Origin of the sequence: Testudinibacter sp. TW-1 (assembly GCF_050613185.1) — a bacterium.
Lineage (GTDB): Bacteria > Pseudomonadota > Gammaproteobacteria > Enterobacterales > Pasteurellaceae > Chelonobacter.
Window position 1 is genome coordinate 1,153,570 of sequence record NZ_CP192511.1, and the last position, 10,635, is coordinate 1,164,204.

At 47.3% G+C, this 10,635-nt stretch carries 10 protein-coding genes; 6 read left to right on the plus strand and 4 right to left on the minus strand.

The genetic code is table 11. The features are described from left to right. The first annotated feature begins 65 nt into the window (after nucleotides 1–65). Nucleotides 66–824, plus strand: a complete 759-nt coding sequence (gene miaE, locus ACQ31U_RS05575) for a tRNA isopentenyl-2-thiomethyl-A-37 hydroxylase MiaE (protein ID WP_431054084.1) — start codon at nucleotides 66–68, stop codon at nucleotides 822–824. Nucleotides 825–852: 28 nt separating this feature from the next. On the opposite strand, the gene rmuC is transcribed toward miaE, so the two are convergent. Next, complete coding sequence (gene rmuC, locus ACQ31U_RS05580; RefSeq protein ID WP_431054085.1) at nucleotides 853–2,457, minus strand: DNA recombination protein RmuC; 1,605 nt, start codon at nucleotides 2,455–2,457, stop codon at nucleotides 853–855. A 110-nt stretch (nucleotides 2,458–2,567) separates the two neighbouring features. Between rmuC and ACQ31U_RS05585 the strand changes: the two genes are divergently transcribed. The 3 genes from ACQ31U_RS05585 to ACQ31U_RS05595 are packed head-to-tail and all read left to right on the plus strand — an operon-like array spanning nucleotide 2,568 to nucleotide 4,722. After that, nucleotides 2,568–3,176, plus strand: coding sequence for a Maf family protein (locus tag ACQ31U_RS05585; protein ID WP_431054086.1), 609 nt, complete (start codon nucleotides 2,568–2,570; stop codon nucleotides 3,174–3,176). After that, nucleotides 3,173–4,156 carry an aminodeoxychorismate synthase component I gene (locus ACQ31U_RS05590; protein ID WP_431054087.1) on the plus strand — a complete coding sequence of 328 codons (984 nt, stop codon included), beginning with the start codon at nucleotides 3,173–3,175 and terminating at the stop codon, nucleotides 4,154–4,156. Before ACQ31U_RS05585 ends, ACQ31U_RS05590 begins: the two co-directional genes overlap by 4 nt. Further along, on the plus strand, nucleotides 4,156–4,722 hold the full coding sequence (locus ACQ31U_RS05595) for an aminotransferase class IV family protein (protein ID WP_431054088.1): 567 nt from the start codon (nucleotides 4,156–4,158) through the stop codon (nucleotides 4,720–4,722). Before ACQ31U_RS05590 ends, ACQ31U_RS05595 begins: the two co-directional genes overlap by 1 nt. A 70-nt stretch (nucleotides 4,723–4,792) precedes the next feature. Here ACQ31U_RS05595 and ACQ31U_RS05600 read toward each other — a convergent pair whose 3' ends face one another. From ACQ31U_RS05600 to ACQ31U_RS05610, 3 genes are all read right to left on the minus strand, one after another. Beyond that, nucleotides 4,793–6,214 (minus strand): DASS family sodium-coupled anion symporter, encoded by a 1,422-nt coding sequence (locus ACQ31U_RS05600; protein WP_431054089.1) that lies wholly within the window; start codon nucleotides 6,212–6,214, stop codon nucleotides 4,793–4,795. A 221-nt stretch (nucleotides 6,215–6,435) separates the two neighbouring features. Then, nucleotides 6,436–6,948, minus strand: a complete 513-nt coding sequence (rraA, locus tag ACQ31U_RS05605) for a ribonuclease E activity regulator RraA (protein WP_431054090.1) — start codon at nucleotides 6,946–6,948, stop codon at nucleotides 6,436–6,438. A 60-nt stretch (nucleotides 6,949–7,008) separates the two neighbouring features. Continuing rightward, nucleotides 7,009–7,923, minus strand: a complete 915-nt coding sequence (locus ACQ31U_RS05610) for a 1,4-dihydroxy-2-naphthoate polyprenyltransferase (protein ID WP_431054091.1) — start codon at nucleotides 7,921–7,923, stop codon at nucleotides 7,009–7,011. 127 nt (nucleotides 7,924–8,050) lie between these two features. Here ACQ31U_RS05610 and tsaA point away from each other — a divergent pair, with 127 nt between their 5' ends. After that, nucleotides 8,051–8,791 (plus strand): tRNA (N6-threonylcarbamoyladenosine(37)-N6)-methyltransferase TrmO, encoded by a 741-nt coding sequence (tsaA, locus tag ACQ31U_RS05615; protein WP_431054092.1) that lies wholly within the window; start codon nucleotides 8,051–8,053, stop codon nucleotides 8,789–8,791. Between the two features lie 945 nt (nucleotides 8,792–9,736). After that, complete coding sequence (locus tag ACQ31U_RS05620) at nucleotides 9,737–10,564, plus strand: OmpA family protein (protein ID WP_431054093.1); 828 nt, start codon at nucleotides 9,737–9,739, stop codon at nucleotides 10,562–10,564. Nucleotides 10,565–10,635: the final 71 nt, after the last annotated feature.

Below are 10,635 nucleotides of genomic sequence, written 5' to 3' on the forward strand. Positions count from 1 at the left end.
CCTTCGGACACCTCCCTCCGCGCGCGGAGGGAGGGAAGTTTTAGATTTATAAGGCAAAATGTACCATGTACCGACAACTGCTAGCCCCGATTCACCAATTTCTTCAATGCGAAACCCCTGACGCATGGATCAACGAAGCCAAAAAGCCGCAAAATCTCAGTGTAATCCTGCAAGATCATATGATGTGCGAGCTGAAAGCGGCACAATCGGCGATGTTTCTGTTGCGTAAATACGCCGCCGACAGCGAAAGCAATCAAAACCTGTTGCAATGGATGAAGCCTTACGAAGATTTCGCTTACCGCAAAATCGGTGATCTCAACAGCTTGAAAGGCAAAAGCCAAATCAGCAAAAAAATCGAACCGCGCAGCGAGCAACCGTATGCAGCGGAGATTATCGACAAAATGGTGTTGCTGATTAAAGAGGAACTGCACCATTTTTATCAAGTGCTGGAAATTATCGAACAACGCGGGATTGAGCTGACAAACATCAGCGCCGGACGTTATGCCAAAGGCTTAATGCGCGAGGTGATAAATCATGAACCGCATACGTTGGTGGATAAACTGATTATCGGTGCATTTATCGAAGCCCGTTCTTGCGAGCGTTTCGCCAAACTTGCGCCCTATTTGGATGAAAAATTAGAGAAATTTTATATTTCGCTGCTGCGTTCGGAAGCGCGCCATTACCAAGACTACCTGACATTAGCCGAACAGATCGCCGGGCAAGACATCAGCGCACGGGTGGCGCATTTCGCACAAGTGGAAGCGGAATTAATCCGTTCGCCGGACGACGAATTTAAGTTCCATTCCGGTGTGCCGACAGTGTAAGTATCAAAGTGCGGTTTAACCGCACTTGCTACTCTCGCTCCTCAACCAACACCACCAACCGATCCGTTTCAATATTGGTTTGTAATACTTCCACTTCCGGCAAGGTTTTGGTCACTTTTGCCGACAGGGTTTTGAAACGCTCCACTTTGCCGTATAAACCTTGATTGCCGACCAGTGCGGTGACGGTGTTGTTGTAGTGGTTATTGGCGGCGGTGAGCGAGCCGCCCAGTTTTTGCAGGCGCTCGGCGAGCAGGCTGACTTGATTATACAGTTCGCCGGCGCGTTCGCTGATTTCGCGCGCTTCGCTGTTGCCGCGTTCAAGCCGCCACAAATTCGACACGGTGCGCAAAATCGGCATTAAGGTGGTGTGCGACACCAAAATCACATTTTTATTATAGGCATCGTTAAACAAGGTGCGGTCGCGTTTCATCGCTTCGATATACGCCGGTTCAATCGGGATAAACATCAGCACGAAATTCGGGCTGCGCATGCCGATTAGGTTGCTGTAATCTTTATTGGATAACTCATTGATATGGTTGCGAATCGCCTTGACGTGTTCGCTTAAATGGTGCTGTTGCTGCGCTTCATCTTCGGCGCTGACCGCACTTTCATAATCGAGCAACGAGACTTTACTGTCGATAATCAAATGTTTATCGTCCGGCAACTTGACGATGAAATCCGGCTGGCGGCGTTTGCCGTCGCTGTCTTGAAATGATTCTTGCGCACTGTAATGGTCGCCGGAGATTAATCCGGCAAGTTGCAAACTACGCTCCAGTTGCATTTCGCCCCAGTTGCCGGCGGTTTTTTTGCTGCCTTTCAGCGCGGAAGTCAGGTTGTTCGCTTCCTGCGACATTGATAAGCCGATTTCCAGCACTTTTTTGATTTCGCTTTCCAAGGCGGTGTTGCCTTTAATCGCTTCGGAATGCACCTCATTGATCCGCTTTTGGAAACCCTCGATCTGCTCGCGGAACGGCTTCAGCAGGCTGTCGAGAGACAGTTGGTTGCTTTGGCGGAAAGCCTGGCTTTTCTCTTCCAAAATGCGGTTGGCAAGGTTTTGAAATTCGCTGCTGAGTTGTTGTTTGGTTTGGGCAAAATTCTGTTGCTGCTCGGCAAAATTTTTCTCTTTTTCCGATAACGAGGTTTTTAGCTCGGTTAATTCTTGGATTAACCCGGTCAGTTGCGCGCGGTTTTGTTGCAACTGTTGTTCGCGTTGCTCCACCGCACTTTGACTGTGTTGCAGCTGCTGTTGCAGGCTGTTGGCTTGCGCCGACGCGCTGCCGAACCGCTCTTTCAGTTCGGTGATATGGCAATTCACCGTCTCGTTGCGCTGCTGTTCTTCGTCCAGCGCTTTTTGCAGATAAACCAGTTTTTCATCACGTTCCACCAACCGATCTTGTAAGCCCTCGGCGCGGGTTTGCGCCTGAACCGCCTGTTGTTGCAGGGCTTCGCGTTGTTGTTGTACGTTTTCGTACTTTTCTAATAACTGATTGAAATCGGCAATGTTTTTATTTAAATCCTGTTGCAATTCTTGGCTGTCGCGCTTGCGCCGTGCGCCGATAAAAAACAGAATCAGGCAAAGTGCGGTCAGCAGCGCGCAAAGTAACAACCATTGGTTTTGAGTGAGTTCGATCATATTTAACGCTTCTTTAAATAGGCTTTTTAGGGTCTGTTGATATTTGTGCTTTTCAGTCTGGAAATTATAAAGCAAAATAAGGTACTTTTCGTTTTCTGAGTGTGAAAATAATGCAGAACAGCCTCTATTTAGCCTCCGGCAGCCCGCGCCGTTGGCAGTTGTTGCAAGAGTTGGGTTTAAATTTAATCAAAGTCGAGGCGGAAATCGACGAAACGCCACTGCCGGGCGAGCGTGCGCAGGAGTATGCGTTGCGCATGGCGGAGCAGAAAAATCAACGCGCGCGCCAAGTGTTGGCGCGTGAGCCGGAATTTCCGTTGTTGACCGCCGACACCACTGTCGCCTTTGAACAGCATATTTTAGGCAAACCGGAATCCGCCGCCCACGCCGCCGAGATTTTACGTTTGCTGTCCGGCACCACCCATCAAGTGCTGACCGCCGTGTGTGTTTACTTTCAAGGCGAAAGCCACAGCGTGCTGCAAACCAATGACGTGACTTTTGCCGAACTGAGCGAGCAGGAAATCCAAGCCTATATCGCCAGCGGCGAACCGATGGACAAAGCCGGGGCGTTTGCGATTCAAGGTTTCGGCAGCCTGTTTATCCGCCATATCAGCGGCAGTTTCAGCGGCATTATGGGCTTGCCGATTTATGAAACCGCACAGCTGTTGTTAAAGTGCGGTCTGCCGCACTTGCTGTTGACGCCAATAGGAAAATCCGCGTGAAACATTGGATTGAACAAGCCAACGCCTTCGGCAAACAGCGTGAACCTTTTCTGTTTCTGATTGATTTTGAACAGCAAAAACCGCTGATCGTGCCGCTAGCCGAAGCCAAACGGCACGGTCTCTATTTTGAGATTGAGGGGCAGAGCAACCGTGATTGGCAGCTGCCAGCGCCACAACAGCCGCTGCAGATTCAGACGACCCCGATCGCTATCGCGCGTTATCGACAAGGGTTTGATTTGGTTCGGCAGCAGCTACAGGCGGGCAACACTTATTTGCTGAATTTAACCTATCCGACCGCGCTGGAATGCAATTACAACCTGCGCCAAATTTTCCAATTCAGTCGTGCACGCTTTAAATTGCTGTTTGAACCGCACTTTGTCTGTTTTTCGCCGGAGTCCTTTGTCAGCACCCACGCCGATAAAATCTATTCTTACCCGATGAAAGGCACGATTGACGCCGCCTTGCCCGAGGCCGAACGGCAGTTGCTCAATTCCGAAAAAGAGCTGGCGGAGCATAATACGATTGTCGATTTAATCCGTAATGATTTGGCATTGGTGGCGCAGCGGATTGAAGTCAGCCGTTTTCGTTATGTAGAAAAACTGCATACTGAGCGAGGCACGATTTTGCAAACAAGCTCGGAAATTTGCGGCAATTTGCGCCACAACTGGCAAGACGAGATTGGCACAATCGTGGCAAAACTGCTGCCCGCCGGTTCGATCAGCGGCGCGCCGAAAGAGAAAACGATTGATATTATCCGCCAAGCCGAATTAGGTGAACGGGGTTATTACAGCGGTATTTTCGGCGTGTTTGACGGGGAAAATCTGCAAAGTGCGGTTTTGATCCGCTACCTTGAACAGACGGAAAACGGCTTGCTGTTCCGCAGTGGCGGCGGCATTACCACCCAAAGCCGGTTGGAAGAGGAGTATCAGGAGTTGTTGCAAAAAGTGTATATCCCGATTACGAAACATAAGGTTGCCTAATGTTGCCGCTCATTGAAACCATCGCGGTGCAAGACGGCGAACTGCAAAATTTGGCGTATCATCAACGGCGTTATCAACAGGCGTTAGCGACATATTATCGGCAACAGACCACGCAAATGTTGGATTTAGCCGCCATTCAAGTCCCACGTGAATTTCAGCACGGTTTAGTCCGTTGCCGTATCGATTACAACGCGACTGAACAGCAAGTGCGGTTTTTTGCCTATCAGCGGCGTGAATTCCGCACCTTTCAGCCGGTGATGTGCGATCACATTGACTATGAATTCAAATTTAGTGACCGCACTTTGCTGGATCAGCTGTATGCACAACGGGGCGAGTGCGACGAAATCATGATTATTAAGCACGGCTTGATAACCGACTGTTCCATCGGCAATTTAGTGTTGTTGCAAAACGGTATGTGGTATACCCCCGCGCAACCGTTGCTGCACGGCACGCAACGGGCGAAACTCTTGGCAGAAGGCAAAATTCAGACACGGGATATCCGCTTAGCGGACTTAGCCGATTACAGCCGGATTCGGCTGATTAATGCGTTGAATCCGCTGAGATGACAATCGAGCTAGATAAAAAAATACCGGCCACTGCCGGTATTTTTTATCAGTTCAACCAATTATTCAAGGTTTAGTGAAACCAGAACAGGTAAGCTATTGTGCCAATTATGAATACCGAGACGATATTCAACCGGACACCGGCGCGTATCATTTCGCTTTGTTTGATTTGCCCGGTACCGAACACAATTGCATTCGGCGGGGTGGCGACCGGCAACATAAAGGCGCAAGAGGCACCCAAACCGATAATCAGTGATAAGCCTAGCGGCGGCATACCCAAGGTTTCGGCAATCCTGATGAAGATCGGCACTAACAATGCCGCACTGGCAGTGTTGGAGGTGAACTCGGTCAGGAAAATAATAAAGGCGGCAACCACCAGACCGATAATATAGAAGTGTCCTCCCTCAATCGCGGCAACCACCATATCCGCCAAGATTTTACTGGCGCCGGAATCACGCAGTACCGCACTTAGGGTCAAACCGCCGCCGAATAACATCAACACGCCCCAGTCGGTATTTTTCTGGATATCTTCCCAAGCGGCGACTCGGCTGATACAGATAGCAACGGCTGCAATCAGGGCAATAATGCTGTCGAAGCTAGCCATATTCTTTTCCAAGCCGAATAATGAGGAGAGTAACGGATTGATTTGTCCGCTAAATACCCAGCATAAGGCAATCACCACAAAGATTGCCAATGCGACATACTGTTTGCGGTGCAGGCTTTGTTCTTCGAAGGTTTTTTCAAAGGTGGCGGTCAATTTTGGTTTGAAGGTGAGATACAATGCACCGATCATTAACGGCATCATTAAAATCATCACCGGCAGCCCGTATGACATCCATTGGGCAAAACTGATGTTAAGTTGTGAGGCAACAATCGCATTCGGCGGGCTGCCGACCACCGTGCCCATCCCGCCGATACTGGCGCTGTAGGCAATCCCGAGTAATACGAACACATAGGTGTTGTGATCGGAATTTTTATCCATCTTGCTCAGAATTCCCATCGCCAACGGCAACATCATCGCTGCGGTGGCGGTGTTACTCATCCACATCGAGAGGAATGCGGTGGTCGTGAACAGGTAAATCACCGCAAGGAACAGTTTTCCTCTGGCTAAATTCATGATTTTATTGGCGATGATTTTATCCAAGCCCTGAATGTGCAGTGCGGTCGCCAGGGCGAAACCGCCGAAGAACAAGAAAATCGTCGGGTTGGCAAACGTTGCCAAAGCAGTGCTGGTGGTGACCAAACCAAGCGCAATTGCCATAATCGGTACCAAAAGTGCGGTCACGGTCACATGAACGGCTTCAGTCAACCAAAGAATACCGATAAACACCAGTAATGCCAGCCCCTTATTTTCATTCATATTGAACGGCAGAAAATTGAGCAGCAGGAAAAAGAGGATAATATTGGCTAGAAAAATGATACCGCCGCGTCTTAATTCGCGATCTTCAATGCCACTTTGTAGCGGCTCCGGTTTGTTTATTTTTTTATCGATCATCGTGGTTTCCTTAATTTTAATACAACCAGAAGGAGAATACACTTATTTAGTGTAATGTTATCAATATAACAGGCTGTTACGATTTTATTAACTAAATGAAATAAATAATTGTCAAAAATGTGACCTCAAACAGAAAATAATCACGGAACACCCTATCGGGCAATAAAAAGCCCGGGCTGATTTGATTAGCTCGGGCTGATAGTCACAGAGGGAACAAGCGGTTAATCGTTAAAATTGTCATCCTCTCGGTTGTTGAGTTCCAGTGGTTCAGGCGAAAGGATAATCCCGGTCAGATCGGCATAGACATAATCTTCCGGCAAGAACGACACGCCGCCGAAATTCACCGGCACCTCGGTTTCGCCGATGGTTTTATCGTCGGCGGAGACCGGAATCGGCGCCAACGCATGAATGCCGATATCCAGACTTTCCAGAATATCCAATTGGCGCACCGCGCCGTAGACAATAATCCCTTCCCAATCATTATCAACCGCCAGTTGCGCTAAATCGGAATCAATCAAAGCACGGCGCACCGAACCGCCGCCGTCAATCAACAGCACCCGCCCCAAGCCGTCTTCTTCCAATACTTCTTCGATCAAGCCGTTACTTTCGAAACATTTGACAGTGGTGATTTTACCGCTAAACGCACTGCGCCCGCCAAAACTGGAAAAAATCGGTTCGACCACGTCGATTTGATCTTGATAAATATCACACAACTCAGAGGTATCAATACGCATGAGGGTATCCTTAATTGATGAAAAATCCGTTGCGGCTAGTATAAACAGTAAACAAACAAATTACCAATAAAACCCAAGTAATAAGCCAAGGCTGAACAGCAGGTTGGTTAACAGCGCCAACATTGCCATTTGTGCCAACATCGGGCGCAGTTGTTTCGGGTCGTTGGCACGTAGCACCGACCAAGCGTGTTTGAGCAGTAAAGGAAATGCCGCCGCCGCCAGCCAACCCGACCAATGTGGAAAATATAATAAGCCGAAGGCAAGATAGAGCAGAATCGCCGCCACGATTAGCACGCTGTGATAAATTTTTGCCGGTTTGTCGCCCAAGCGCACCGCCAGCGTGTTTTTACCGGCTTTGCGATCTTGTTCAATATCGCGTAAATTATTGATATTTAACACGGCGGTTGCCAATAGCCCGCAGGCGGTTGCCACCATTAAGATTGGAAAGTTGATCTGGTGCGCTTGCAAATAATAAGTGCCGCCGACCCCGAGCCAACCGAAAAACATCAGCACCGAAATATCGCCCAAACCGATATAACCGTAAGGTTTGCGTCCGATGGTGTAAGTAATCGAGGCAATCACCGCCAACACGCCCAACAGCAAAAACGCCAGCAGATCCTGCCAACTTTCGGTTGCCACCAGAATCAATGCCAAACCCGAACACAAACTGGCAATAATCGTGATAATCAGTCCGTTGCGCAGTTGTTTTGGCGTGATCACGCCATGCTGAATGCCGCGCAGCGGTCCGATACGCTCGGCGGTGTCCGAGCCTTTGAGGTGATCGCCGTAATCGTTGGCAAAATTCGATACCACTTGCAATAAAAGTGCGGTCAGAATTGACAACAACGTAATTGCCCAGCTAAAGACGCCACTGGATGCGGCTAAAGCAGAGCCGGTGACAATCGACGCCAACGCTAACGGCAAGGTTTTCGGGCGGGCGGTTTCCAGCCACATTCTAAAAACGGTTTTGTTCATATTCCCTGATAATAATAAAAGCGGTTTATACCGCACTTGACTGATTTGGGTGCTATTATAGGCGAAAATATCCGGCTTGTTTTGATTTGACAAGGTATTTTGCCGCTTTTTATCGAGAATCTGAAAAATGTCATCTGAATTTTGTTTTGCTCCGCTCACCCTGCAACCGGTTGCGGTGGCGCATACCCCCTATAATGAAAAATTTTCCGTGCCGCGCCAACCGGATTTGGTGCAAGACGGACAAGGCGTGATTGAATTACTGCCGCCGTATAATCAGGCGGAGGCGGTGCGCGGTTTGGAACAATTTAGCCATCTGTGGCTGATCTTTCAGTTTGATCGTATTGCCGCAAACAAGTGGCAGCCGACGGTGCGCCCACCGCGCTTGGGCGGCAATCAACGGGTCGGCGTTTTCGCCTCGCGCGCCACCCACCGCCCCAATCCGTTGGGGCTGTCGAAAGTGGAATTGAAAGCGATCGATCTCAGCCAAGGCAAAGTGCGGTTGCAGGTCGGCAGTATTGATCTCGTCAATCACACTCCGATTTTTGATATTAAACCTTATCTTGCTTATGCTGACAGTCAAGCCGATGCGCGTAGCGGTTTTGCCCAACAAAAACCGACAAGCGCGATCGAAGTGCGGTTTCTGTCCGAAGTATTGCAACAAATTCAGCAGTACACGCCTCGCTATCCGAACCTGCAACGTTTTATCCGCGAGCTGATTCAGCAAGATCCGCGCCCAGCCTACCAACAGCAACAAAGCGGCGAACGGCTGTACGGCATGAGTATTTGGCAGTTCAACGTCCGGTTTTGTTTTATCGAATATAACGTAGCGCAAGTGGTGGCTGTTGAGCGGAAGAAGCGTATTTTTTAATTTGTTTCCAAAAAGTTAAATGGTTAATTGAAGTATTTGAAAACCAAATGTCAAATCATTCACAGTGGCACAATCGGCTTTCGATTATTATTCACCGAAACTTTCTAATATTATAGTTATCGAGCTAATTTAGCGCTCTCAATATATTTCATTCTATCTCTCCTATTTTCAATGTGCGTTACTTCGACTTCTTGAAGAAGATTATCGAGAGTAATGTAATGTTTTTAGATAATGTCACTGTAATTAGTTGTTGCTTTGCTGACAATGCATGTTGGAAAGTCGTGTATACATAGTTAAGCAAAGTATGGCTGCACTGAAAACAACAAAATTTGTCAACTTGCGTTACTAATAATCAAATCACTGTCGGAAGATTCAGCTTAACTTAGCGTCTTTTTCTTAAAAATTTATATGTTTATAAAATAATGGTCTTTTTTGTGCAATTCTTATTAAATGAGCAGTTATTTTGCAGATAATTTCACTTTTTATGTTTACAAAAAGATCCTAATCAAGTGATTTATTGATTGGGTTTATCGTTTTTTAAAGTTGAGGTAAGTTTTAACTGTAAGTTTGATTGACACGCATTTTACAAATGATATTATCAGCAGACGTTAAGCAAGATTCAAAGTTATTAAGGTATATTTAAATTATTTTTTAATTAATTAAGATGTTAAATATAAACAAAATTAAGAGGATATATGCTACAAAATCATTATAATACTCGCGCAGCCTCGCGCAGCCTCGCGCAGCCTCGCGCAGCCTCGCGCAGCCTCGCGCAGCCTCGCGCAGCCTCGCGCAGCCTCGCGCAGCCTGTTTATTGGTTGGAGATCAATTGCCGTAATACGCCTGTTTGCACTGAGCCTTGTTTTATTCGGGTTGAGCGCCTGTTCGACTTCGCCTTCTGATTTAACCTCCTTATCCGATTCATCTTCACCTCCTCTCCATGCATTGGAACAATGGGAAAATTATCAATCTGTTGATATTAATACCCAAGATATTCCACTCGGACAAACACAGCTTGTTTTCTATCGACAGCAGCAATTAAACGGACCGGCGATTAATATTTATATCGACGGAAACTATCAAACCTCACTGCTGGAAAACGGTTTCAGCGCGATCTTATTGTGTGCCGAACCACACTTAGTCAGCGCCTCATTCAGCAGCGATACAATGGCAGGCAATAGAACCGAAGGGTTTAAATTTGCTTCGCCTAGTCAACAAGTCACTTATATAAAAATTAAAAATTCCAAAAGTGGTTTGCCACGTTTTGAATTCGTTGCAACGGAAACTGCACTGAAAGACTTATCCGCCTTAAATATGCAAAGCCAAACATTATCCAGAGTGCCGGCCTCGCGCTGTCAAGATGATAGCTATATTTTGGCGGCAACGTCAGTGAATGCCGAAATCACTTTTCCATTGAATCAATATGCTTATGACAAAGTGCTGATCGACGGTCAGCAGAATATCCGCCGATTCGCCGAAAAAATAAACGCAATGGATCCGAAGGATATCGGGCAAATTGTAGTCAGCGGTCATGCCGATCCGAGAGGACGTGCTGATTATAATCAACTTTTATCTGAAAAACGGGCTAAATCAATTAGTAATATCCTGACTGAATATGCGGTAGCACTGCCGATTGTAGCGGTCGGATACGGAGAAACGTCGCTGCTGGTTGAGGATTGTGCATTGCTTTATCCGCATGATATTGCCGCCCAAACACAGTGTAATTTACCCAATAGACGAGTAGATATTGTTGTTTATGGTCGTAAAAAATAACGTTCACTCAATATTTCAACATATTTCAAACCCGATAACTGCTTGTGTTATGGGTTTTACTATTTTATTAA

Bases quoted from the DNA above. Each gene is read 5' to 3' on its own strand.
- miaE (WP_431054084.1), top strand. From the start codon at position 66: ATGTACCGACAACTGCTAGCCCCGATTCACCAATTTCTTCAATGCGAA.
- rmuC (WP_431054085.1), bottom strand. From the start codon at position 2,457: ATGATCGAACTCACTCAAAACCAATGGTTGTTACTTTGCGCGCTGCTG.
- ACQ31U_RS05585 (WP_431054086.1), top strand. From the start codon at position 2,568: ATGCAGAACAGCCTCTATTTAGCCTCCGGCAGCCCGCGCCGTTGGCAG.
- ACQ31U_RS05595 (WP_431054088.1), top strand. From the start codon at position 4,156: ATGTTGCCGCTCATTGAAACCATCGCGGTGCAAGACGGCGAACTGCAA.
- ACQ31U_RS05600 (WP_431054089.1), bottom strand. From the start codon at position 6,214: ATGATCGATAAAAAAATAAACAAACCGGAGCCGCTACAAAGTGGCATT.
- rraA (WP_431054090.1), bottom strand. From the start codon at position 6,948: ATGCGTATTGATACCTCTGAGTTGTGTGATATTTATCAAGATCAAATC.
- ACQ31U_RS05610 (WP_431054091.1), bottom strand. From the start codon at position 7,923: ATGAACAAAACCGTTTTTAGAATGTGGCTGGAAACCGCCCGCCCGAAA.
- tsaA (WP_431054092.1), top strand. From the start codon at position 8,051: ATGTCATCTGAATTTTGTTTTGCTCCGCTCACCCTGCAACCGGTTGCG.